The organism is Klebsiella sp. D-Nf1 (assembly GCF_002810515.1).
Taxonomy (GTDB): domain Bacteria; phylum Pseudomonadota; class Gammaproteobacteria; order Enterobacterales; family Enterobacteriaceae; genus Klebsiella; species Klebsiella variicola.
In genome coordinates this window covers 701,346-726,738 of the sequence record NZ_PIOK01000002.1, presented here as the reverse complement: position 1 = coordinate 726,738, position 25,393 = coordinate 701,346, and the positions used below count along the sequence as shown (strand labels likewise).

Sequence of the window (25,393 nt, the reverse complement as noted above, 5' to 3'; positions counted from 1 at the left end):
AGCCGACACCTATGCCTGTTTTTGCTCTACTCGCCCTTGTCGCCTACTCCATCAGCCTGGCGCTGATTATCCCCGGCTTGCTGCAAAAAAACAGCAGCTGGCGGCGTATGGCGATTTTATCTGCGACTATCGCGTTGATCTGCCATGCTTTTGCGCTGGAAGCACGGATATTCCCCGGCGGCGAGAGCGGGCAAAACCTCAGCTTACTGAACGTCGGGTCGCTGGTCAGCCTGATGATCTGTACGGTGATGACTATCGTGGCCTCGCGCAATCGCGGCTGGCTGCTGCTGCCTATTGTCTATGCCTTCGCGCTAATCAATCTGGCCTTCGCCACTTTCGTGCCTAACGAATATATCACCCACCTGGAAACCACCCCGGGGATGCTGGTGCATATCGGTCTGTCGCTCTTCTCGTACGCCACGCTGATCATTGCCGCGCTGTATGCGCTGCAGCTGGCGTGGATCGACTACCAGTTAAAGAACAAAAAGCTGGCCTTCAGTAGCGAAATGCCACCGCTGATGAGCATTGAGCGCAAAATGTTCCACATCACCCAGGTCGGCGTGGTGCTGCTGACCCTGACTCTGTGCAGCGGCCTGTTCTATATGCACAATCTGTTCAGCAGCGAAAACATTGATAAAGCGGTGCTGTCGATTATTGCGTGGTTCGTCTATATCGTCCTGCTGTGGGGCCACTATCATGAAGGATGGCGCGGACGTCGCGTGGTCTGGTTCAGCGTCGCTGGCGCCGGTCTGCTGACGCTGGCCTATTTTGGTAGCCGCGTGCTGCAGCAGTTCGTGAGCTAAGTCTTTTAAGGAATCCTACGTGGAACATATCTCCACCACCACGCTGATCATAACACTGATCGTCATGGTGATTATCTCTGCCTATTTCTCCGGCTCCGAAACCGGCATGATGACGCTGAACCGCTACCGGCTGCGTCATATGGCGAAACAAGGCAACCGCCAGGCTAAGCGCGTGGAGAAGCTGCTGCGCAAGCCGGACCGCCTGATTAGCCTCGTGCTCATCGGCAATAACCTTGTCAACATTCTCGCCTCGGCGCTGGGCACCATCGTCGGCATGCGCCTGTACGGCGACGCCGGCGTTGCGATCGCCACCGGCGTGCTCACCTTTGTGGTGCTGGTATTTGCCGAAGTGCTGCCGAAGACCATCGCCGCCCTCTATCCGGAAAAGGTCGCCTACCCCAGCAGCTTCCTGCTGGCGCCGCTGCAGGTGCTGATGATGCCGCTGGTGTGGTTGCTGAATACCATCACCCGCATGTTGATGCGCATGATGGGCATCCGCACCGATACCGTCATCAGTAGCGCCCTGAGCAAAGATGAACTGCGCACGATTGTGAATGAATCCCGTTCACAAATCTCACGGCGCAACCAGGATATGCTGCTGTCGGTCCTGGATCTGGAAAAAGTCAGCGTTAACGACATCATGGTGCCGCGCAACGAGATTGTCGGCATCGACATCAATGATGACTGGAAATCTATCGTCCGCCAGCTGACCCACTCGCCGCATGGCCGCATCGTGCTCTACCGCGATTCACTGGACGATGCCATCAGCATGCTGCGTGTTCGCGAAGCCTACCGTCTGATGACGGAGAAGAAAGAGTTCACAAAAGAGATCATGCTGCGGGCGGCAGATGAGATCTACTTTGTTCCGGAAGGGACGCCGCTCAGCACCCAGCTGGTGAAATTTCAGCGCAATAAAAAGAAAGTCGGTCTGGTGGTCGATGAATACGGCGATATTCAGGGGCTGGTCACCGTCGAAGATATTCTTGAAGAGATTGTCGGCGACTTCACCACCTCTATGTCACCCACCCTGGCGGAGGAAGTGACCCCGCTTAACGATGGCACGGTGATTATCGACGGCAGCGCCAACGTTCGCGAAATCAACAAAGCGTTTAACTGGCACCTGCCGGAAGATGAAGCGCGCACCGTCAACGGTATCATCCTCGAAGCGCTGGAAGAGATCCCGGTCCCGGGCACCCGCGTGCGCATTGAGCAGTACGATATAGATATCCTCGACGTGCAGGACAACATGATCAAACAGGTGAAAGTGATGCCGGTGAAATCATTACGCGAGAGCGTCGCGGAGTAGCGCGAGCGAAGGAATTAACATCACGGCGGGCTGCGGCCCGCCGTTTTTTTATCTCGCGCCGGGAGCGGTGGCATAAAAAAACGGCCGCCCGCGGGCAGCCGTTGAGCAATGCAGCAGACGTTATTTCGCTTTCGCTACCGTCACCATCGCGGCGCGAATAGTACGGCCGTTCAGGGTATAACCTTTCTGCATCACGGCCAGCACGTTGCCCGCCGCCACGTCTTCAGATTCGACCATCGCAATGGCCTGGTGGACGTTCGGATCCAGCGGAACGTTGGTGTCGGCGATCACTTCCACGCCGAACTTACGCACCACGTCCAGCATGGATTTCAGGGTCAGTTCGATCCCTTCCACCATCGGCGCCAGGTCCGGATTAGCCTTGTCGGCCACTTCCAGCGCGCGGTCCAGGCTGTCGATCACCGGCAGCAGTTCATTGACGAATTTTTCCAGCGCGAATTTGTGCGCTTTCTCGATATCCTGCTCGGTACGGCGACGCAGGTTATCTTCGTCGGCTTTGGCACGCAGCATCACTTCACGTTCACGTTTCTGCGCTTCAGCCAGCTGGGCTTCCAGATTCGCAATTTTTTCATCGCGCGGATCCACCTGCTCAGCCGAAACTTCAGGCTCTATTGCCTCAACGTCGTCGTGCTGCTCCGTGATAATTTCTTCCGGGGCTTGCCCCTCAGGCGTTTTCTGTTCTTTACTACTCATGAATTTCTCCGCGTTTTTTTTCGCATTCATCTCGCTAACTTCGCTTATTATGGGGATCAGTTTCCGGGTTTCAAGGGAAGCGGACAGATTGTCACTATTTCATTTAACGCAAGGACATCCAGATCATGAAGAACCATTTCAAGTGTATCGGCATTGTGGGACATCCTCGTCACCCCACCGCCCTGACCACACATGAAATGCTCTGGCGCTGGCTGTGCAGCAAAGGGTATGAAGTGCTGGTTGAACAGCAGATCGCCCATGAACTTCAGCTCAGCAACGTGAAAACCGGCACGCTGGCGGAGATTGGTCAACAGGCCGACCTCGCGGTGGTGGTGGGCGGCGACGGCAATATGCTCGGCGCGGCGCGGACCCTGGCCCGGTATGACATTAACGTCATCGGCATTAACCGCGGCAACCTCGGCTTTCTCACCGACCTTGACCCGGACAACGCCCTGCAGCAGCTCGCCGACGTGCTGGAAGGCCACTACATCGCCGAGAAACGCTTTCTGCTGGAGGCCCAGGTGTGCCAGCAGGATTGCCAGAAACGCATCAGCACCGCCATCAACGAAGTGGTGCTGCACCCGGGCAAAGTGGCGCATATGATTGAGTTCGAAGTCTATATCGACGAAGTCTTTGCGTTCTCTCAGCGCTCTGATGGCCTGATAATCTCCACCCCGACCGGCTCCACGGCCTATTCGCTGTCGGCCGGCGGCCCGATCCTCACGCCGTCGCTGGACGCCATCACCCTGGTGCCGATGTTCCCGCATACCCTTTCAGCGCGACCGCTGGTGATCAACGGCGACAGCACCATCCGTCTGCGCTTCTCTCATCGCTGCAGCGATCTGGAGATCAGCTGCGACAGCCAGATTGCCCTGCCGATCCAGGATGGCGAAGACGTTCTCATTCGCCGCTGTGATTATCACCTCAATCTGATTCACCCTAAAGATTACAGCTATTTCAATACATTAAGCACCAAGCTCGGCTGGTCGAAAAAATTGTTCTGATTTACATCGCTGCCTCTTTACTGGATAAAAAACCAGTCTATACTGTACGAAAACACAGTATTGGTTTTTCATACAGGAAGGCAGCTATGTTGGCGCAACTCACCATCAGTAATTTTGCTATCGTTCGTGAACTGGAAATTGATTTCCACAGCGGCATGACCGCTATCACCGGGGAAACCGGCGCCGGGAAATCCATTGCCATCGACGCGCTGGGGCTGTGCCTCGGCGGCAGAGCGGAAGCCGACATGGTGCGTCGCGGCGCCACCCGTGCCGACCTGTGCGCGCGCTTCGCGCTGAAAGATACCCCGGCCGCCCAGCGCTGGCTGGAAGAGAACCAGCTGGAGAGCGGGCGTGAGTGTTTACTTCGCCGGGTGATCAGCACTGACGGTCGCTCGCGCGGCTTTATCAACGGCACCGCCGTCCCGCTCTCGCAGCTGCGCGAGCTGGGCCAGCTGCTGATCCAGATCCACGGCCAGCATGCGCACCAGCTGTTAACTAAACCCGAACACCAGAAAACGCTACTCGACGGCTATACCGGTGAGTATGCGCTTACTCAGCGTATGGCCGAGCATTACCGTCAGTGGCACCAGAGTTGCCGCGAGCTGGCTCAACACCAGCAGCAGAGCCAGGAGCGCGCCGCCCGCGCCGATCTACTGCAGTATCAGCTTAAAGAGCTGAACGAATTTAACCCGCTGGCGGGCGAGTTTGAGCAGATTGACGAAGAGTACAAGCGCCTGGCCAACAGCGGGCAGTTGCTCAGCACCTGCCAGCACGCCCTGACGGTACTGGCGGACGGCGAAGAGGCCAATCTGCAGAGCCAGCTTTATACCGCGAAGCAGCTGGTCAGCGAGCTGGTGGGTATGGACAGCAAGCTCTCCGGCGTCCTGGATATGCTGGAAGAGGCAGCCATTCAGCTCAGCGAGGCCAGCGACGAGTTGCGCCACTATCACGACCGTCTGGATCTCGATCCGAACCGTCTGTTCGAACTTGAGCAGCGGATTTCCCGGCAAATCGCGCTGGCGCGTAAACATCAGGTGATGCCGGAAGAGCTGCCGGCGGTTTATCAGGCGATGCTGGAAGAGCAGCGCCTGCTGGACGACAGCGCCGGCTCGCTGGAATCCCTCAGCCAGCAGGTGGTCGAACATCATCAGCTGGCGCTGGAGACCGCGCGCCAGCTGCACGCCCTGCGCCAGGCCAGCGCCGACGAGCTGACCCAGCTTATCACCGAGAGTATGCACTCACTTTCGATGCCACACGGGGTCTTCGCGATTGAGGTCGCTTTCGATGAACGCCATCTGACCGCCGACGGCGCCGACCATATTGAGTTCCGTGTCACCACTAACCCGGGTCAGCCGCTGCAGCCGATCGCCAAAGTGGCCTCCGGCGGCGAACTGTCGCGCATTGCACTGGCGATTCAGGTGATCACCGCGCGTAAAATGGAAACCCCGGCGCTAATCTTCGACGAAGTGGACGTCGGCATCAGCGGTCCGACCGCCGCCGTGGTCGGCAAGCTGCTGCGCCAGCTGGGCGAGTCCACGCAGGTGATGTGTGTGACCCACCTGCCGCAGGTTGCGGGCTGCGGCCACCATCATTTCTTTGTCTGCAAAGAGACCGATGGCGAGATGACCGAAACCCATATGCAGCCGCTGGATAAGCGCGCTCGTCTACAGGAGCTGGCTCGTCTGCTGGGCGGCAGCGAGGTCACGCGCAACACCCTGGCGAACGCGAAAGAGTTGCTTGCGGCGTAAACTTTTTGATTTTCACAGGGTCATAGTGAACAGCAAATTGCCTGCTGACCTGCAGCCGGAGGTTTCCATCGGCGCGAAGGTCTATTATTATCGGCATATTACAGATGAGCCACGTACTGCTCGGGCCCAAAAAGGAATCAAATCACTATGCGCTGTAAAACGCTGACTGCTGCCGCAGCGGTTCTTCTTATGTTGACCGCAGGCTGTTCCACTCTGGAACGAGTGGTTTACCGTCCTGACATCAACCAGGGTAACTATCTGGCACCTAACGATGTAGCAAAAATTCGTGTCGGTATGACGCAACAGCAGGTTGCTTATGCTCTCGGAACGCCAATGATGTCGGATCCGTTCGGCACCAACACCTGGTTCTATGTATTCCGTCAGGAGCCAGGCCACGAGAAAGTGACTCAGCAGACCCTGACCCTGACCTTCAACAGCGGCGGCGTGTTAACTAACATTGATAACAAGCCCGCGCTGACCAGTCAGTAAGGCCCGGAAAAGCAAAAAGCGCTCAGTGAGCGCTTTTTTTATGACTGATAGCCGGTCTGCTGCTGCGGGTTACTTCGCAGCGCTTTTCTCTGCCCGCTGGCGACGCAGCTCTTTCGGGTCTGCGATAAGCGGGCGATAGATTTCTACCCGGTCGCCGTCGTGAACTTCGTCATGCAGCTTAACCGGACGACTGTAGATCCCCAGCTTGTTCTTCGCCAGATCGATATCATCACGCAAGACCAATAGCCCGCTGGCGATAATCGCCTGCTCGACCGTCGCTCCCTCATCCAGGGTGACTCGCTGCAAATACTGCTTTTCAGGCAGCGCGTAGGCGACTTCAACACGAATATTAGCTGGCACTGTAGACCTCTTTGGCGCGCGAAGTGAACGCCTGCACCATGTTGGCGGCCAGCTCTTTGAAGACCCGGCCAAAGGCCATCTCAATCAGCTTATTGGTAAACTCAAAATCGAGATGGAACTCGATTTTGCACGCCTCGGGGCTCAGCGGAATAAACTTCCAGCCGCCAATCAGTTTCTTGAACGGGCCATCCACCAGGCTCATTAAAATGCTCTGGTTGCTGGTCAGTGTATTCCGGGTCGTGAAGGTCTTACTGATGCCGGCTTTGGACACATCAACCGCCGCCGTCATTTGCGTCGGCCCGAATTCCAGCACGCGGCTACCGGTGCAGCCTGGCAGAAAATCAGGATAGGACTTCACATCGTTTACCAGTTGATACATCTGTTCCGCGCTGAAAGGCACCAGCGCAGTACGGCTAATCTGAGGCATAGCAGGTTCCACATTTAAACACAGTGCAAATAATATCATTTATCTGCTGCTAAAAAAAACGCTGTGCCGCAACTCGTGCTAAGATGCGCAGTACACCTCGCAGGATGCGATCGAGGTAACTGTGTATAAGACGATGACTTCAGGACATTATGACTAAGAAAAAAGCCCACAAACCTGGATCAGCCACCATTGCGCTGAATAAACGCGCCCGTCACGAATACTTTATCGAAGATGAATACGAGGCTGGTCTCGCCCTGCAGGGCTGGGAAGTCAAATCCCTGCGTGCAGGCAAAGCCAACATCGGCGATAGCTATGTCATCCTGAAGGATGGCGAAGCCTTCCTGTTCGGCGCCAACTTTACGCCTATGGCCGTGGCTTCCACCCACTATGTGTGCGACCCGACGCGCACTCGTAAGCTGCTGCTTAACCAGCGTGAGCTGGACACGCTATACGGCCGCATTAACCGCGAAGGTTACACTGTCGTCGCCCTGTCACTGTACTGGAAGAACGCCTGGTGCAAAGTGAAAATCGGCGTCGCCAAAGGTAAGAAACAGCACGACAAGCGTACCGACCTGAAGGATCGTGAATGGGCGCTGGATAAGGCGCGGATTATGAAGCACGCCGGACGCTAACCCCCTCCCCTGAGGGCCAGCTCTCGCTGGCCCTTACGCTATATCCTTGTTGATGCTGCTTTTTCATCCACCCCGTTGAAACAATCCTGCGTAATGGGGCTGGTAACGACATTCACAAATCTGTTATACTTGACCTACACATTGGGGCTGATTCTGGATTCGACGGGATTTGCGAAACCCAAGGTGCATGCCGAGGGGCGGTTGGCCTCGTAAAAAGCCGCAAAAAATAGTCGCAAACGACGAAAACTACGCTTTAGCAGCTTAATACCCTGCTCTGAGCCCTCTCTCCCTAGCTTCCGCTCTTAAGACGGGGATCAAAGAGAGGTCAAACCCAAAAGAGATCGCGTGGATGCCCTGCCTGGGGTTGAAGCGTTAAATCTAATCAGGCTAGTTTGTTAGTGGCGTGTCTGTCCGCAGCTGGCAAGCGAATGTAAAGACTGACTAAGCATGTAGTGCCGAGGATGTAGGAATTTCGGACGCGGGTTCAACTCCCGCCAGCTCCACCAAAATTCTCCATCGGTGATTACCAGAGTCATCCGATGAAGTCCTAAGAGCCCGCACGGCGCAAGCCCTGCGGGCTTTTTTGTGCCTGCAATTTGTCCCGCGAAGTCCGAAGAGAACTAATTAAATCCGAACCTTTTAGGCCCATTGATAGGCCCAACGAAAAGCTCTATTGTTTTCGTTGGGCCTATACGCATGGAGACTCCCCATGGCAAGAAAAACCAAGCCGTTAACCGATACGGAAATCAAAGCCGCCAAACCTAAAGATGCCGATTACCAGCTGTATGATGGTGACGGGCTTACTCTGCTAATCAAGTCCAGCGGTAGTAAGCTCTGGCAGTTCCGTTACTATCGCCCTCTAACCAAGCAGAGAACCAAACAGAGCTTCGGTGCCTACCCTGCCGTCTCGCTTTATGATGCACGTAAACTCAGAGCCGAATCTAAAGTTTTACTAGCGAAAGACATTGATCCCCAAGAACATCAGAAAGAACAGGTCAGAAATTCACAAGAGGCCAAAACCAACACTTTCTTGTTGGTCGCCGAACGTTGGTGGAACGTGAAGAAAGCCAGCGTAACAGAGGACTATGCCGACGACATCTGGCGTTCACTTGAGAGAGATGTTTTTCCAGCAATCGGTGATATCAGTGTCACTGAGATTAAGGCTCATACTCTGGTTAAAGCAGTCCAGCCGGTTCAGGCCAGAGGGGCATTAGAGACTGTCCGACGCCTTTGTCAGCGTATTAACGAAGTCATGATTTATGCTCAGAACACAGGCCTAATTGATGCTGTTCCCAGCGTTAACATCGGGAAAGCATTCGAGAAACCGCAGAAGAAAAACATGACTAGTATCCGCCCGGATCAACTTCCACAATTAATGCAGACTATGCGTACGGCAAGTATCAGTGTGTCCACGCGGTGTCTGTTCATGTGGCAGCTTCTCACCATCACCCGCCCTGCCGAAGCCGCTGAAGCTCGATGGGATGAGATCGATTTTGATGCTAGCGAATGGAAAATTCCTGCTGCTCGAATGAAGATGAACCGGGACCATACGGTTCCATTATCTGATGAAGCTCTCGCTATTCTGGAAATGATGAAGTCTCTCAGTGGTGGCCGAGAGTTTATCTTTCCCAGTCGCATCAAACCAACCCAGCCGATGAACAGCCAAACAGTGAATGCAGCACTCAAGCGCGCTGGTTTAGGAGGCGTACTCGTATCTCACGGCTTGCGTTCTATCGCCAGTACGGCACTCAATGAGCAAGGATTTCCGCCTGATGTTATTGAAGCAGCATTGGCTCATGTGGACAAAAATGAGGTACGTCGTGCTTACAACCGCAGCGACTATCTTGAGCAGCGTCGTCCAATGATGCAATGGTGGACTGATTTCGTGATGGCCGCGGACCGCAGAAGCATGATTGAAAATGGAATAAAAGGAATGCGGCTTGTGGAATGATTCGATAGTACTAAAACAGAGCTATTCATTAACCCTATGTTGTAATTAGGAATATTTATAATCAATATTGAAATTGATAAAAGATTAATTCATTATAAAAGGTGTAATAATCATGAAAAAATTAATTAAAAAACCTAAGTGTTGTAACGATGCAGAAATCGCAATATTTGAAGCACTTGTTAACGAGGGTGGAGAAGTAGAATTGGCAGGACTTCAAGAACGGATTTTGCGCGCAGAACTGCTTATTTTTATTTACGACAATGACGACCAAATTCTTGCAGTTGGAGCTATCAAAAACCCAAGTAAAGCATATAAATCCAAGACCTTTGAAAGGTCTGGTGTTTCCGGACAAGACAATTACGACTTTGAGCTAGGCTGGCTATATGTTGCAGAAATAGCACGAAATAAAGGTTACGGGCACATCTTGATGGAATTAATTTGCAAACAACTAACTGACAAATCATGCTTCGCCACGACGCGTGAAAATAATACAGCAATGCAGTATTTATTTAACAAATTTGGCTTTTCCAAAGTTGGCAAACCTTACAAAAGTAAGAGAGGAAACCATTCTCTTATTCTTTACGTCAAGGAATAACCTAGTAGCTTGAGGTAAGAACATCTCTCATGCTCAATTTAGCATTCAATATAATTTCGAAAATATTAAATTCTGTAAAAATATCAGTATATTAGAATTATGAGCGGAACATAAAAACATCCGCTCAACACTCCTCAATTGCTGCGAGATTTCAACTTCATTATTTTACTCGCTGATAATGGTAGTGCCTATGAGTAAAACGCTAGCGTAGCAACCATTTTATATTGGTTATGTTTAAGAGGATTTGAACCAAGCATTCCCTGTCTGCTCCGACTCAATCTGAATTGCTTTTACCTGATAAGGGGCACAACTCACAATTTCAACAGCGCTTAGGTCAAAGATCGCAATGTTATATCCCAATTGCTTATCGTTATCTCCAAAGTGACTCTTGTATGCAATTGCATCATAGCCAACACTACGAAACAGTTCAGTCAGTATCTGAGTGGGCGCATAATCGGCACGGTCATCCGAGTGTGTGACAGGAGTTGAAAAGGCGTTATCTATATCAATCCAGACGGCTTTCTCTTTCTCCTGTGCTGTTGGCTCTCGTCCTCCCAGCACGTGTCTTAATATAGGCCCAGAAAGTGATGATTGGCCATGTCCAAGTGAAAGCTCAAGAGTCCGCAATGGACGCAAGAGCTGACAGACAGCAACCGACACATCAGCACCAATCCAAGGCCGCACCTCGGAAATCGCGGTCTTCACTGTCGTTCCTACATATAGGACCGGGATACCCGAGGAATTTGCACGTCCTTCTCTGGCTCGGTCGGTAAGAGGCTTCATACGTGAAGCTCCGAAACCCCATATATCCTCGCCAATCCAGTTGCCGTCACTATCGATCCTGTCACATTGATCTATCCCAAGCTGTGCCCGATAGAACACATCCCCTTCTTTCAACTCGCCGTCACGCCCCCTAATCGTCGCAATAACCGTATTAAGGAATGTTCTCTGTTCTTCACTTAAGATATAACGATTGACACTACTAACGTAGCGCGCGAATCGAGAATAACTGTCCCAGTGTGCAAACTCAGGTCTACAGTTCAAGTCGTTTTCACTGATAGTCATTAGCAAGTCCACTACTGAATAAAGCCTCTGCATCTTGGGCCGTAGCAATTGCGTCTTGTACTTCCTGCCGTTTCAAGTCTAGAACTCGCAATTTTCCGTTCATCTTAATCTGCGCGATGGACTCAATTCGGCGGTATACATTGGCATGGCTTGCGGCGTATTGCGCCAAGCCCTGTAACTTAGCAAGTGCGTCACTCAAATACAGCCCATGTGGATCAACTAAGTCGACAGCGATAGAACCATCCTGTTCGGCAAAGAATAAAAAGTCAGGACGAACAATTCCATATTGCCCAGCCTTTTCGTAAGCTATGCCAAGCGAAGATTGTCCTGGTTGTTGCGGGTTACGATACCAGTAACAGAATCCAGATCTCCCAGATTCAGTCTCAACAACCGTCCGCTCCCAGTCATTCAGCTCAGTTGGGTATTTTCCATCCAATCCACACAACAGGTGGTCATCCCAGACAGGCAGAACTTTCACATTTCCATTTTCGTTCGCTTTAGTCGCCTCATAGCGGGCCTCAGGCTTCAGCAATCCAACATCCTGTGGTTCAGTACTCATTTCAATGATCTGCCGATAGGACTCCCTGCGATCATCGCTTAACATATTAATCTGTTGGTTATATTTTGACAGCCAATCTTTCGCAAGCTTTTCGGCCTCGGAATCGACATAAGGCTGCACTTCCGTTACAAGTCCCAAACTAGCAACTGTTACACGTGCTTCGAAAATAGCCTCAAGAAATGCTTCTGGATCAACTTTGCGATCGGAAACCTGACTCGCTAGGTGATCAACATACGAATGCGCAATAGATGGGCTAAAGATACGTGCAGCCCGGCGGTATGCATCATCGATCACTGCCACGTCCGCATCTTCCCAGAATTGCTCCAAGCTACGTCCTTGTCCTAGCATGTCTGCTTTCACAGTCTTTCCATCTACAACCAACACGGATCTACGCTTGGTGTTTATTTTATCCTCATTTTCGTACTGAAATTTATCTAAGATGGAATGGATTTTAGAATGTGCAATTTTGCCTGCACTAGGCAAAATATCGTCGGAGGCCAATTCATGTGCTAACGCAGTCAACCTAACAGCTGGCTTAGCGCCTCGTTGAGGACGTGTTTGAGACGGTAAAGCCTCGAATACTGCCCATACAGTAGAGGAAACCACCGGGTTTGGCAGCACTTCAATATAATCAGTCAAAACGCGACCAGGTGTTGCGGCTTCGCTACCACTCGTTAATTCGTCAACCACTTGCTCAACAGCCTTACGGTTGAATTTCGGCAATAGACAATCCACCGCATTCAAACGATCATTGCCCGGGATGCGGCGAGCTAATGGTGAACGAACAAGGCGCCCTAGCAACTGCGTGATGTGAGTCTTATCGCTGGCCGCACGGAAAGAAACCATTACCTCGGCGCGAGGACAGTCCCACCCTGTACTTATAGCATCCTTTGCAATCAATATCCGTACCCACGTCGAATCCTCAACTCGCTGCGGCTCGATATAAAGTACGTCACGGTTTCCAAATCGCTGTGTGGTACGCTCCCCGAAAACATGCGCCACACTTGAAGAGGTTAGTTCCGGGTAACGTTCGAAAATTATATCTAAAGCCCGCCCAATTTCATCTGGATCCGGTGTGTTTGGAACCTGCAAGACCATTAATGGAACAACAATATGGGCTTCCTGTTGCTGCCTGGAGTATGCACTCCAAGCCAAACTGGATTCTTTCAATTTATCGGTCGCACGCCGTACTAGCACTGTATCGAAATCACCAACATTCTCGGGAATCTCCAGCAGGATAGTATCTTTGATAAGGCCTGACTCCTGAACTTTGGATACATCCACTTCTACATTCGGCAATTTTATATGCTTGCCTGCAGACTCAATAGCCTTGTTGAAACGTTCGACCGTGGCGGATATTCCCCATACCACAGGAATACCGGGCACACTGCCCACACCATTGATAAGGCGCTGGACGATAGTGCTCTTGACATTCTGACTGGCCGCAGTCTGGAGGCCCATGCCTCTATGCGCCTCATCCAACACAAGATAAAGCGTCAAATCAGGGTCTTCAATGGTATTTTGAATCGTGTCCCAAATCGTATAGGCTCGCAGGTCAGGTCTCATTTCAGGGAATGTTGCATCAATTTTGGCCGACATTTCCTCAGGATCGTAACCACGCACCAGCAAACTGTTCTTACTCAACTTCTGAGTGTTAAGAAAATAAATTTTTCCCGCCTGAAATTTCGGTCTGCTGAAAGTATTTCCCACAACTACGAGGTCAGTATAGTTGATGCGATCGCTGGCCTCGATGAAGCGAAAGCGAGTCTGCTCGTTCAATAATGGATCGTCGCTAAACCAGATTACAACTGCGCCGGGGTCGGCATCAAAATTGAAATCATCGTCACCATGGAAAAGAGCCTCAAAAGTGGCTGCAGCCATAACTGTCTTGCCCGCGCCAGTTACTGCAGTCAAAGAGAAGGCTGTCTTATCTGAATCCCTGTGCCACAAGCGCCGAGCCTTATTCAGGTTGTTCAAGGAATCACGGATAGCATCGCGTTGATAGTCTTTGAGTGTGAACTTCATCCGTTAATCCCCATTACTGAAGCTAAAATTGTTTAGATACGATTCATATAAGCGCACAGCCTCAATACCATCAGGTAAACGTTTTGCAATGGCTTGAAAACGGCGGTCATCGTTAGTAACGATATAAGCAATATTTAGCTCCTTCCCTAATGCTTTAATAAATGGCGTAACAGCGTCCACATTAGTTAGCAATCCATAAGTATCCGCTACAGCCCAACCTTCGTCTGGAAGATTTTCGATACGACTTCCCCTCGCCCCCGCCCGTAACCACAGTAATGGAGCAATTCGGTGGAACGCCAAGTTATAACTTATTGATATAGGAGTTTCATAAGTCAGAGTAAAAAACTCAGCATTCTCTTCAAAACCCTCGGACATAGGAAATTCATCGATAAATTTGTAATCACCCACGACTTTATTGCCCTCAGGCGTCTTACCTGTTATCGCGGCGGCTACTCGAGGTTTAGTGATGTAATCACAGATACCAAATTTTTCCCACTCTACATCACCAGGACGCAATTTCTTGGCTAATAGTATTTTTTGCTCATCTGCACTAACTTCATTGTTAGTAATACAAATACATTGACGACTGCCTCCATCCTGCTTATTAAGGCGCATCACCGCGTGAGCGGTGGTACCTGAGCCAGAGAAAAAATCCAGGACGATTGCATCTTTTTTGTTCGCCACAAAAAGACGCAACGAATCTTCAACGGCATACAATGATTTTGGAAAAGGGAACGTCCTTGCAGGAATAAGCGCTCCTAGTACTTTCTTTCCGTGATCGGGAGCACTATGCCGACTTTCAGCCCATACGGTTGTCGGTCGAGTAGTTTTGCCACTTGGCGCAATAACAATTTTTGTTCCATCCTCTCGAAGTCCAGATACGATGTACTCGCCAGACTCGACTTTACTAATCGCTGGAGCGGTAAGGTAGGAAATCGCATATGGCTGGAGAGAATTTGTACGATTTGCACGAGCGAAACCGCCACGCACAGCGCGCATCAGACTGGGCCCGGTAAGCCCCCATTCCATCTCGACCCCATCGTCGCGAACAGGAAATACTGCAACAACACCGGGAGGTGGCTTGATGCTTTCTCGTGATACATCATGAGCTAAAGGCTCACCTACACCAACAATCTTCGAGGTTTTCGGATCGACAAATACCGGATAAAATTGTCGAGGTCGGTGTCCTCTAGTCGATTGCTCATCTGAACGACGTAAATATGGCCAACGAACTGGCTGTCCCTGCGAATCATTTACTGTAATTCCAGAAACGCTGGAATTACCAATCAAAACAAAATAAGCAAACTCATCTACCCTAGCAAACATATCAGGGCGAGAAGCTCCTTTTGGATTTGTAGTGATCGATACCATTTGGATCCGTGCTTCTGGAAAAATTTGTTCCAGTAGTAAACCCAATCGTAGATATTCCTTCTCGTCAATAGTAACGATTAGTACTGAATCTGCTGGATTAAGGAGCTGGTGTGCAATCAACAAGCGACGCTCCATCATCGCCAACCATTTACTGTGGCGGTAAAGGTCATCAGCTTCTACATAATCATTATTATATTTCCAATCCTTTGCCCCAGTATTATATGGTGGGTCAATGTAGATAGCATCAACACAGCCTCGATGTGTATATGTTAATGCCTTAAGGGCATGGTAATTCTCACCATTAATGACAGTGTGGAATGGTTTCTCCCCTCCGCGCAATACCTTACCTGTACTAACAAGACCAGGATAGATAATGTCACGAGACTCCGCCACCACTACCAAGTCCTCAAGCATGACTGTCTGTGTATCGTTCTCTGCAGCCCCAGTTAATTCTAAAACAGCAACCATCTTAGCCTTATTAATGCTTTTTACCTGCCAAAGCCGCTGGTCACCTTTCTTGACCGCTCCACGCTCCGGTAGAATACGCACCTTGTCACCTTTTCGGACAGGTCGCAATGGTAACTCAACAGCTTCAGGGCTGTGCCGCTCAAAATTTAGTCCGAATGGAAGGCGCGACGACAAAATTTTGAACTCTCGATCTAGTTCAGCCCCTAATACCGGGTCTTTAGCTTTTGCTTTAGCAAGCAAATCAGTCAGTCTGGACACTGAAATTTTTTCTCTCTATTGTGTATCTTGTTATTGACGATGCGCTTGAACCATGCGCCATAAGCCCTGCAGCATGCTGATTCAGTTTCAAATCATCAGTTGGGGAAGACTTTACCTCTACGTTCAATAACCTATACAACTAATGCACTGAAAATTTAGAGTAATGTTAACATCCATCATCAATACCGACGACCCCCAAAAACGGATGACATTGTGAACGACTAAGTGATGCTAAGGTATGAACTGCACTTCTTCTTCATTAAACCATTGACTTTCTTTAATTCTGGCCATTGCTGCAGCTGGATCGGACGACCAAAGCACTAAGGCGAGCGATTCTTGCGCCCTGCTACAAGTCACGTACAGCAAACGTAACGTCCGGTCGATTGTTGTCTCCTTACCAGACTCTGCATTCTTTTTATCTGTTGGACTTAACTCCGTACCACCAAAAATCTTGTCGTATTTAATGAGGAACCCTCCGGCAAGCTCATCATCCATTACAACCATAACATGCTTGAACTCAGAGCCTTTAACTACCTGATGTGTTGCAAGCTCTGAAATCCCAGCAAGGTAACTCCGATAGCACTTAAGTTGTTTCCATGGAGCAGCCAACAGTGCACACCATCCACGGCGCATTCTTGTTTGTTTTGACTCATCCTCACCTCGTCCAGGAGCTGGGGGTGTTGGTGACTTATCGGCATAAGCCTCATGAAGGCGATGATCTATCTCGAACAAGCTTGCACACAAGACTGGAGCTAACACATCAGCAACCGTTGACTCTGGTTTAGCGCAAGCCGCCGCAAATATATTTACCGCCTTGAGTATTTCGTCAGTACGTGCGGCTCTTGCTTCATAGTCTTCAGGAATATTATCTAACCTGCCATATCGTCTAAAAACCTCAGTTGCCATGTACTCATTTACAATCCCGTCATTGCTTATACAGGCTTCCAAGTGTGCCAGTTCATTAAGCAATGTTTGTACAGATGAAGGCCCCTTATTATCACCACTGCCAGATGGCGCTGCTGCATGAGGATCTAACAGAACCATTGCCTCATAAACATCAAGAAACGAGCCACGAGTGGCGACAAGCTTATGCTCAAGCGCAAGCAACTGATATTGCCCTTGATTCCAATCTGCCAAACCACTAATTTCAAACATTCGCTCAGCGCACCAGCGTTCACTAAGCACTTTATCTTCTGGACTTCGTGATGTATCCCCCAAGAAGAGCCGAACCGTTCCACCAGCTTTTTCCGTTCGGGGATGTTGTGCTGAACCCTTTGTTGGTTGCGTCCTGCCTTCCAGTTCAGTTTCCCAGATTTTATTAATCAGTGTGACTATCCGCCGCTGACTACGATGATTCATTTGTAACTCAGGCGTTGCCCAGCTTTCCGGAACAATGCTTGGAAGATCGGCATGACCATCCATATAAATTCGTTGTCGATGATCTCCCAGCAGACCAAGAGTCAAATCTCTCTCCCGTTTTTTGGCAAGCACCATCAAGGAGTCCAGTACACCTTTCATCGTGTCCTGCGACTCATCAATCAGTATGATTGGATGTCGATCTTTGAGAATGGATTGGAGTGTTGGCTTATTTTGAAGCAACCAAGCTGTCGCATCGAGTACGTAATTGTGCGGTAGTGCGCCAGGCCCATATGTATTGCGATCGGGATGGTATTTGAATACTTCAGTTGTCCGAAGATCCTCGATTTCATTCGTGATTTCGTCAAGGTCACGCTGTTTTGCTGCAGTAATACCCTTCGGTTTCGCTTGTGCCTCTGCAGTCTCTTTAGCGAGTTGAGCTTCTTTTACTGCTATAAGGGACTCGCGAATATCATCGTTGAACCCATTAATTAACTCCCAACAAAATGAATGGATAGTAGACACACTGACTAAGCTATTGTCCCCAAGACGTCCGTTGATTACAGAGACAGCATTCTTTGTGTACGTCACCACTCTAATCGAACGCCCATACATCTTCAGGGACCGTGCCAATTGTCCCCCCTTCTCATGCTCGGTCACACCCGTAAGGCGACGTAAAACTTCCACCAATGTTCTTGTTTTACCAGAACCAGCCCCCGCAAAAAGGAAGTAGTTACGAGGTGGAATGTCTGTAAGATAGCCGCAAATCTCTTCTACTACCCCTGCATCGCGATCATTACCGTCAAGGATTGGTGAGTTAGTCATGGCATCACCTCCTTGCTTGGCTCAAGCTGTGTCTGGAGCCATTCCAATGCATCCACGATATATTTAGGACAGACAATCGGCTCTTCCGCAGCGACCATTTCAAAGATGCTTGCGGCAAAGTCTCCTTTATTAAAAGACCCATGCATTAATTTATGAAGAGCCGCGAGAAGTTCTGGAATATTATCATTTTCAGCAACCTGTCTTGCTACTGAGCCCAGCGCGCCTTTCGGCGGTGTGATTTGCTTGCCTTCGTCATCGACTTTTTCATTCATCAACTCCTTAAGCCAAGGAATATTCCTTAGTATGAGAGAATCCTCAAAAGTACTTGGCCACTGACTATCAGCCTCGGCTACAGGCAACTGCCATGCGAAACGTACAGAACATTCGGCAATTTCGTTCCAGACAAGATGCTCATCTTTCGGGTTCTTGAAATCCTCAAGCTGTTGCAGCTTAGGGTGCCATCCGCGAAGAGTCGGGTTCCCACATTGCAGCCCGGGTTGTCCTGTATTAGCTACAGCAACCAAGGTTGTAGTCGGCTCCCCATTTTTCTTAGGCTTACCAGGTCTTTCTTCAACTGGATCGATATCAGTAATAATTACAGTTGGAATACGGAGTCTTTCAACGAGAGACCTTAGCCGATGAGCATGGCTACCTCCAATATCAAGGAAGGACAGATAGCGACTGTTGAGTATTGCAAAATCTCTTTCAATGAAAAGAGGTAAGAGCATTCGCTCAGCAACCCCCTCGACAAAGATTGCAGCATTGGCAAATAAAAGATCTGTGTGTTGAACGCGAAAATAACGCTCAGCGAATTGACGGGTCGTTTTATCATCACCAAAAACTTGCCCAAGATTGACCACCTCAGTGGCAGGCATGTTTTGTTCTTCACTCTTAGCAATGCGGCGAACATAACGCAGCCGGTCAAAACTCTCAGCATGTGCTAGATGACTAGAATGAGTACTGATAATCAATTGGCTTTTAAGACCAGACTCATCGCTACCGTTAGGACTGATTAACTTATGTGCCTTACCCGGGAAAATACGTTGTACCTGTACGTGCAAATGAGCCTCGGGTTCCTCAATCATAACCAGATGAACAGGTGCAGGAGCGCCCTTTTCAGGATTTAGTCGAGCAGCTTTGAAAGAAACTAGTTGGTAACTAAGGGACTGTAAATTCTGATAACCGAGTCCAATGGAATATTCCGGTAGAAGCTCTTCTAATGAATCCTTCTGCATACTGTATTGAACAGCTGTCCCATGGTCGAGTAATTCGGCTGTCTGTATGCGCGTGCGGAAACGAATCTCTTGGGGATCATGCAAGCCGGGGTACCCAAGCTCTTTAACCTCTTCTACCGATGGTCCAATAGCCTCATGAATCTTTTTATCCAGCGCCTGCTGCGCCTCAGCAACAGCTTTTATGAGGTCAGCTCGGTGCCCATGGCCTGTTGCTGCCACATTTAGATGCTGTCGAGCAAATTTGAGAAGCTGATTAGAGAATAAACCTATGCGATGGGGGCCAGAAGCAGATCGGGAATCAGCTTCCTCACTACCAAGGCCACGCTGTGCAGCCACAAAGTCTACTTTTATTAGTTTCTGCAGATGCTTACGATCAATTGGGCTAGAGTCAGCATCCAGTATCTGGCTAACATAGGTCTTTATTCCGTCCAAAGGATTATTATCTGCATCCAACTTATAGGCCCGAACCTGGCCGAGTAAAGAAGGTTCTCGCAACCAAAAATCGAGAAGATCAATCGGCCATGCAAGCGAATCTTTGCCCATATCTTTCACAGGTATTCTCGCCAGGTGATACTTCCAAGCCAACTGCTTCAGATCCTCAATATTTGTAGCAGGTTCCAGACGTAATCGGACACCTACCCCGCCCCCCTTCCAACTAAATTTTGACAAGAACGGGGACACATAGTGGAACATACCAGCCTTAGCATCGAACCATAGATCTAGCGTTGGCATCGCCGAAAGTAAGGTTCCAAGTTGCTCTCCCCATTCACCTTCGGATGCGCCAGAAGTGGACGGATCTTCCTCTAATACGTCCCAAGCTCTTCCAAGTTCCCGCAATTTTGGCCATTGAGAAACACTGATGTCAAAAGCACCAAATGGCGAACCATCTGCGAGGAAATGGCGCAGCGCTGCCAGAATTGATGTTTTGCCGCTATTATTAGCACCGACGAGAATAGTAGTCTTTGGATCAACCTCAAGCTGGACCTTACCAAGTCGGCGGAACTGGCGAAGCTCAACAAATCGAAGGGATATCTGCCCAGATAATGATGTGGTGGCGTCTGCTGCTGACATTGTGGCTCCTCTCAATCCGTATAGGGATGCGCCAACCTGTAGCAGCTTAGCGCCACGCCGTAAGCTCGAGTCCTTCTAACTTAAGCCTTTTAACTAAGAATCATTGAGTTGACTGAGAGTCGATACGGCAACTTATTTTACCACTCCGCTAAAAAATGCCCATCAGTAAATACGCTTTAAATGACTATTATCACACTACTTTTGCCCTCTGCTGACCACTCTTGTAACTGCAGCATTCACAGATAAATCGACTTTCAGCCAAACCTGCAACCTTTTGGGTAGTCCTAACTCAGTCAACATATAGGTTTTTCTACTCATGGCTTTTCAACTTTTTTATTTTTACTTCATTATTTCTTTGCTGAATGAACGCTCTTAATTAATTAACAATACTATTAATAGCAGCCTCCTATATGTTAGGTTTTACATGAGACAATCACCTATAATCATCAATGCCGCACTAAGTGGTAGTTACTGAAAAAAGTCTGCAATTTTGCTGAAACTGTCAGCCCATCCCCCGGAAATAAAGATGAACTGGCAGAAGCGTAGCGATATTCGGAGCGCTTATTTAGGGGGGCCGTTTCGCGTTACAAAAAATTGAACCTTCCCCCGACGTAATCAGATTCCGGGCCTTTTTAATATTTCATTAACCTTCTTGCCAAATTCGGGCGACTTCTTGTTCCGACACCAGTCACCAATCAGACGTTGCAAGTCAATATCAATCGGTTCAGGCTTTATTTTTAGTCCGGCGATGAATACACGTAACTCAGGCGCGACAAGCTTTACTGCTTGGGCCCGGCTTTTCCAGCCCCCTGAAGGCATATGCTCTTCGATCAGGGATAAAAATTTTTTTTTGACTAACTCAAAAGCCCTGCTTTTCGCCTTTGCCCCTTTTTTTCCAGCCTCGCTCCGCACTTCACTGAGTGACTCACGCACCTCCTCCTTATCAAATTGATTACGGGCTCCCTGCCATGCCCCCAAACAGTGAGCGGCTCGCAGCATGGCGCGAATACCTTCTCTCCGGCCACCTCTCTTCCAGGCATATTGCCCCCACAAGAACAAAACCCCAGCAGCATCCAGATAATGATCAATATCCTTTCCGAAAACACCGACCATAAGGTGAGACTGCTCGTAACAATCATTCACCTTCCCATTAACAATTCTGGTTTTAGATTCTCGGCTCCACCCCCTCATATCACTCAAGGCATCCCGGAACCATTGTTTTACTCGTCTTTTTTCCTCTTCGCTGGTAAGTCTTTTTTCCTGATGAAGCAGGGAATACATGCTCTGCACCTGATCTTTAACCATTGAGAAAAAAACATCCGTGCATTCAGCATCACATGAACACAATTCGTTGTTATCAGACAAAATATCTCCTTAAAAAGTACGTTGAGCAAAATCTTTTAGTATTTTTGGTCTGCGTCTACCCGATCATTTTTACTCCCTGTACCGTGACACTATCAATCCATGTAGCGCTAAAGGGGATCAAATGAGTACGATCATACAAAGCATCAGGGTACTGCGCATTCGCGCCGTTGTTAACAAAACGGGCATCGCCCGCTCAACCATCTATGACTGGATCAACCCGAAGTCACCGCGCCACGACCCGACCTTCCCAAAACAGCGCAGGCTGGGTATGCAGTCCGTCGGCTGGCTTGAGTCAGAGCTGGATGCATGGCTGCTGGAACGCCAGCAGGCATCATAAGCGATGAGATAGTGGTGGTAAAAATTAAAGGAGGATACGCAGGTTATATAACAACGTCTCTGATTTAAATATGTGCTCGCTGCGCCATATTTTTGCCAGTTGCAAAGAAAGTGAATGCGATTATTTATTGGGTAAGGTTATTACTTTAAATAAACAAATTTTGACGTCTGGCTATTTATTATATTCACAACTAACCCGTTACTGAAAACAGTAACTAGGAGATTATTACATGCAGAATTTACTGCCATACACTGCCATTCCGAAAATGCCGGAGCCTTATATCCCCGTACAAAACAGAACCCCGGAGGGTTACCCTGTCGGTGCGTTCCCGTCGGTGATGCGGGATGTCATTGATGCTCTTTATAACGAGACGGGTATCCCGGCGGAACTGATAGCGGGGGCCGTACTGGCAGCCGCTTCCCTCGCCTGTCAGGCTCATATTGAGGTGGTACCACCACACTCATCGGATCCGATGCACTGCGCACTGTATTTACTGACGCTGGCGGTCTCCGGTGAAGGTAAGACCAGTATCAGCAAAAAAGTGATGAAGCCTTTTTTCCGGTTCTCTGAGCAAATGAAGCAACAGCACGACGGTCTGATGAAAGCACACCTGCGTGCTGACAATATCTGGAAAATACACCAGAAAGCGCTGACCAGTAATCTGTACACTGCCATCAAAAACGGTTCTGAAGGGACGGAGGAAGAACGGCTGTTAGATGAGCATGCAGAAAGCCGGCAGCAGCCCCCAGCCCGTCTGGCGATGCTTTATGATGACACCACCGCAAAGGCGCTCCTGGAAGGTCTGAGCCGGTATTCTGAAGCCGGGGTGCTCTCAGATGAGGCGATTACCTTTTTTAAAGGGTATCTGAAAAACAACCTCGGTTTACTGAATAAAGCCTGGGACGGGGAGACCTATGAATACCACCGCCCGGGCGGCGAGGAGTACGATATCAACGCCTGCCTGACCCTGGCATTAATGGTTCAGCCTCCAGTCTTTGAAAATTACCGCCGTAACCACGGTGAACTCAGCAAGGGAAGTGGTTTTCTGTCACGGTTTCTTTATATCAATACCATCAGCACGCTGGGACGTCGCCGCGCAAATACGGACCACGCTCATTCTGATGAAGCATTAAATGTGTTCCACAGTAAAATTAACCAGTTACTTGATAAGCAAAAGGCGCGTTTTTATAGTCATGAAACGCAGAAACAAACGCTCAGGTTATCTGATGATGCGACCACTTACTGGGCAGACAAACAGTCAGAGCTCAGCCGTAAAACAGCCCCCGGACAGCAGATGGAGCATATCAGTGAAATTGCAGCCAAAGCGGGGGCGAATGCACTCAGGGTTGCGGCCATTCTGACATATATGTATTCACCTGAGAGTTTATGTATTTCGCGGGGGGTCATCCAGGCTGCCTTCAACATTGTGGAATGGCACCTTGAAGAAGCGGAAAGGCTTTTTTTCCCCTCTTCTGAACGGAATGCATTTATGGAAGACGTTTACGAGATGTTCAGGTGGCTTAAGGAGAAATTTCTCGATAATGAGGGATATCCACTCAGGAAAAATGAAGTAAACCGGAACGGCCCGAACCGGCTGCGTGACGCCAGTAAATCACAATCTGTTCTTGAGCAGTTAATCGCACTGGGTCTGATTTGTTTTATTCGTCCCGGCCGTCATTCTGCGGTGTATATTGCCATGCCCTCCCTGGAATGTCGCCACTCATGGTGTATTCCACCGGCATTCCTGGAGAACGGACATAATCCGATTATTGCATCGCCAGAGAATGTCACTGGCAGGTATGGTTTTGAATACTTTGACTTTAACAGGCTGGAATATTAATCGGGACACCTCACTACAGAGACCCGAATGGCCAGAGCGTAAACCGGTTAAATGTCTTCGAAAAACAGCCACAGAGGCAAAAACCCCGCGCCAGTCGCGACTGGTCGCAATCCGCGCGGGGTTTTCTCAGAATACAGTGCTAAAAAACAGATAATGACGACTGGTGGAAAGCTCTGTGGATATGAACCATTAACAGCCATCAAAACATGTAATTTAACACAATGTGTTTTGCTAGTGTATTTCTTACTCATTTGAGACAAATACATTAACATTTAATTAATGTTGATTAATAAATATATTTAATGACATATAAAAATAGCATCATTGTTATTAACAACAAAAGCAAAGACATTATCACATTAAATAAGAGTTTAATTATGGCCGTATGTAAAAGAAATAACTGCATGGCACAGATCGGCCATTCACCCGCCGAACGGATATTACGGCTATGCCCGGTACATTATCAGGGCAGACAGTTAAATGCAGCCAGACGAACGGAAAGAGCAGCATTAATATGCCAGTATCCCGCCTGTGGTATCAGTATATCTGAAACCCGCAATCAGTTTTATTGTTGTAAGGAACATCGGGATAAAGCCCGGAGGTTAATCGATGACGATGCTATTATAAGACTGGTTAAGCACTCTTACTGGCTCAATGTGGAAGCTATGCTAAAAAATAATTCCCTTGGACTGGGGAGTATCACCGCTCCGACGGATATTGCAGACCTCATTCGGTTATATCAGCGCAAAGCTGTCCACCAAAAAACGTATAATATGCTGAACGGGCACAGAGTTGCTGATACGACAAAAAGGTTAATCCCCTGGCTGGATCTTGAGCTATGCCACATTTACCCTAACTCTAAGGGCGGTGCAAATATCGCCAGAAACATTATCATCGCACCTGCTGCTATAAACCGGATGATGAAGGATTTTATCCCCTGCTGTCAGTCAGGAGTGCTGAGTGGCATAAAAGCAATGGAAACACCTCAACCGGTTAAATCGACCTTACTGAAAGCGTTAACGGATAAATACGGTTCAGATGCCGTACAGGAAGCATTGTACGGAGTTAAGCATCTTGCCTTTGCTGATTTAAGTCTGTCACGCAGGCTATTTGACACTGATATTTACGCATTCCCTCCACTAACCCGTCTGTTAAAAGAGGAAGCCTTACGCCTGAATTTGATGTCACTATGGGAAACGCTGGTTTGTACCGAAGTCAGCGTCTGGCTTAATGCCGGGCCTGCGAATGAATTATTTGCCGTTGCCGCGTTTCATGCGTTGCTGAACGGCGACGCCGACCACCTGCTGGAGCAATGTTATCGTTTAGTCGATGAAATCAGGGTGAAGCACAAGCGGGGGTCTCAACAAATCTACGACGAATTTCAGCATATACTCAGCCAGTACATGGCAAAATATTTTCACATTGACACCAGCGACCACAGAGCCTGTAATCTCTTCTATAACCGCTTTTTTAGTGTTCCTCCTGTCACAGAGGACGGTGTCTGCGCCATACCGCCTCAGTGATGCATTTCCTCAGCCTGTGTTCAATAAAATCTCAGATATATATCACCCTTCTGAAGTGAAACCGGACCA

20 protein-coding genes and 1 other RNA gene are annotated in these 25,393 nt (G+C 49.2%); 12 read left to right on the top strand and 9 right to left on the bottom strand.

All coding sequences use genetic code 11. The annotated features are described in order from the left end of the window. The first annotated feature begins 11 nt into the window (after positions 1-11). Both CWM54_RS13535 and CWM54_RS13530 read left to right on the top strand, forming a co-directional pair. Positions 12-803 carry an inner membrane protein YpjD gene (locus tag CWM54_RS13535; protein ID WP_023282914.1) on the top strand — a complete coding sequence of 264 codons (792 nt, stop codon included), beginning with the start codon at positions 12-14 and terminating at the stop codon, positions 801-803. Positions 804-822: 19 nt separating this feature from the next. Continuing rightward, complete coding sequence (locus CWM54_RS13530) at positions 823-2,109, top strand: HlyC/CorC family transporter (protein WP_061153620.1); 1,287 nt, start codon at positions 823-825, stop codon at positions 2,107-2,109. A gap of 120 nt (positions 2,110-2,229) precedes the next feature. Here the strand turns inward: CWM54_RS13530 and grpE are convergent, their stop codons facing one another. Further along, the gene (gene grpE, locus CWM54_RS13525; protein ID WP_100697465.1) at positions 2,230-2,820 is read right to left on the bottom strand and encodes a nucleotide exchange factor GrpE; all 591 of its coding nucleotides are present in this window, start codon (positions 2,818-2,820) and stop codon (positions 2,230-2,232) included. A 125-nt stretch (positions 2,821-2,945) separates the two neighbouring features. On the opposite strand from grpE, the gene nadK reads away from it, so the two are divergent. The 3 genes from nadK (at position 2,946) to bamE (ending at position 6,061) form a co-directional block, all read left to right on the top strand. Further along, positions 2,946-3,824 (top strand): NAD(+) kinase, encoded by an 879-nt coding sequence (gene nadK, locus CWM54_RS13515; RefSeq protein WP_002914158.1) that lies wholly within the window; start codon positions 2,946-2,948, stop codon positions 3,822-3,824. A gap of 86 nt (positions 3,825-3,910) precedes the next feature. After that, the gene (recN, locus tag CWM54_RS13510; protein ID WP_100697463.1) at positions 3,911-5,572 is read left to right on the top strand and encodes a DNA repair protein RecN; all 1,662 of its coding nucleotides are present in this window, start codon (positions 3,911-3,913) and stop codon (positions 5,570-5,572) included. 147 nt (positions 5,573-5,719) lie between these two features. Beyond that, positions 5,720-6,061, top strand: a complete 342-nt coding sequence (bamE, locus tag CWM54_RS13505; RefSeq protein ID WP_008806098.1) for an outer membrane protein assembly factor BamE — start codon at positions 5,720-5,722, stop codon at positions 6,059-6,061. A gap of 69 nt (positions 6,062-6,130) precedes the next feature. Here the strand turns inward: bamE and CWM54_RS13500 are convergent, their stop codons facing one another. Together CWM54_RS13500 and CWM54_RS13495 are read right to left on the bottom strand one after the other, a co-directional pair. Next, a complete protein-coding gene (locus CWM54_RS13500; RefSeq protein ID WP_100697461.1) occupies positions 6,131-6,421 on the bottom strand; it encodes an RnfH family protein in 291 nt (96 codons plus the stop codon). After that, positions 6,411-6,848: a type II toxin-antitoxin system RatA family toxin gene (locus CWM54_RS13495; RefSeq protein WP_008806099.1), complete on the bottom strand. Its 438-nt coding sequence runs from the start codon at positions 6,846-6,848 to the stop codon at positions 6,411-6,413. Before CWM54_RS13495 ends, CWM54_RS13500 begins: the two co-directional genes overlap by 11 nt. Positions 6,849-6,997: 149 nt before the next feature. On the opposite strand from CWM54_RS13495, the gene smpB reads away from it, so the two are divergent. The 4 genes from smpB (at position 6,998) to CWM54_RS13475 (ending at position 10,026) form a co-directional block, all read left to right on the top strand. Next, positions 6,998-7,480, top strand: coding sequence for an SsrA-binding protein SmpB (gene smpB, locus CWM54_RS13490; RefSeq protein WP_002914164.1), 483 nt, complete (start codon positions 6,998-7,000; stop codon positions 7,478-7,480). A 143-nt stretch (positions 7,481-7,623) separates the two neighbouring features. Beyond that, positions 7,624-7,986: a transfer-messenger RNA gene (ssrA, locus tag CWM54_RS13485) on the top strand. Positions 7,987-8,189: 203 nt separating this feature from the next. Then, positions 8,190-9,431, top strand: coding sequence for an integrase (locus CWM54_RS13480; RefSeq protein WP_100697459.1), 1,242 nt, complete (start codon positions 8,190-8,192; stop codon positions 9,429-9,431). A 112-nt stretch (positions 9,432-9,543) separates the two neighbouring features. Further along, the gene (locus tag CWM54_RS13475) at positions 9,544-10,026 is read left to right on the top strand and encodes a GNAT family N-acetyltransferase (protein WP_100697457.1); all 483 of its coding nucleotides are present in this window, start codon (positions 9,544-9,546) and stop codon (positions 10,024-10,026) included. Positions 10,027-10,260: 234 nt separating this feature from the next. On the opposite strand, the gene CWM54_RS13470 is transcribed toward CWM54_RS13475, so the two are convergent. The 6 genes from CWM54_RS13470 to CWM54_RS13445 form a co-directional block, all read right to left on the bottom strand. Then, positions 10,261-11,091 carry an RES family NAD+ phosphorylase gene (locus CWM54_RS13470; protein WP_227521627.1) on the bottom strand — a complete coding sequence of 277 codons (831 nt, stop codon included), beginning with the start codon at positions 11,089-11,091 and terminating at the stop codon, positions 10,261-10,263. Continuing rightward, positions 11,078-13,675 (bottom strand): DEAD/DEAH box helicase, encoded by a 2,598-nt coding sequence (locus CWM54_RS13465; protein WP_100697455.1) that lies wholly within the window; start codon positions 13,673-13,675, stop codon positions 11,078-11,080. The genes CWM54_RS13470 and CWM54_RS13465 overlap by 14 nt, the downstream gene beginning before the upstream one ends. 3 nt (positions 13,676-13,678) lie before the next feature. Then, positions 13,679-15,772 carry a site-specific DNA-methyltransferase gene (locus CWM54_RS13460; RefSeq protein WP_100697453.1) on the bottom strand — a complete coding sequence of 698 codons (2,094 nt, stop codon included), beginning with the start codon at positions 15,770-15,772 and terminating at the stop codon, positions 13,679-13,681. Between the two features lie 231 nt (positions 15,773-16,003). Beyond that, entirely contained in the window at positions 16,004-17,953 is a 1,950-nt protein-coding gene (locus tag CWM54_RS13455) for a UvrD-helicase domain-containing protein (protein WP_100697451.1), read from the bottom strand. After that, positions 17,950-20,259, bottom strand: coding sequence for an AAA family ATPase (locus tag CWM54_RS13450; RefSeq protein ID WP_100697449.1), 2,310 nt, complete (start codon positions 20,257-20,259; stop codon positions 17,950-17,952). The genes CWM54_RS13455 and CWM54_RS13450 overlap by 4 nt, the downstream gene beginning before the upstream one ends. Before the next feature lie 615 nt (positions 20,260-20,874). Continuing rightward, entirely contained in the window at positions 20,875-21,624 is a 750-nt protein-coding gene (locus CWM54_RS13445; RefSeq protein WP_133123768.1) for a hypothetical protein, read from the bottom strand. A gap of 121 nt (positions 21,625-21,745) precedes the next feature. Here CWM54_RS13445 and CWM54_RS13440 point away from each other — a divergent pair, with 121 nt between their 5' ends. The 3 genes from CWM54_RS13440 (at position 21,746) to CWM54_RS13430 (ending at position 25,324) form a co-directional block, all read left to right on the top strand. After that, positions 21,746-21,961: a helix-turn-helix transcriptional regulator gene (locus tag CWM54_RS13440; RefSeq protein ID WP_100697445.1), complete on the top strand. Its 216-nt coding sequence runs from the start codon at positions 21,746-21,748 to the stop codon at positions 21,959-21,961. A 229-nt stretch (positions 21,962-22,190) separates the two neighbouring features. Continuing rightward, on the top strand, positions 22,191-23,801 hold the full coding sequence (locus tag CWM54_RS13435; RefSeq protein WP_100697443.1) for a YfjI family protein: 1,611 nt from the start codon (positions 22,191-22,193) through the stop codon (positions 23,799-23,801). Positions 23,802-24,103: 302 nt separating this feature from the next. After that, a complete protein-coding gene (locus CWM54_RS13430) occupies positions 24,104-25,324 on the top strand; it encodes a hypothetical protein (protein ID WP_227521626.1) in 1,221 nt (406 codons plus the stop codon). The last annotated feature ends 69 nt before the right edge of the window (positions 25,325-25,393 follow it).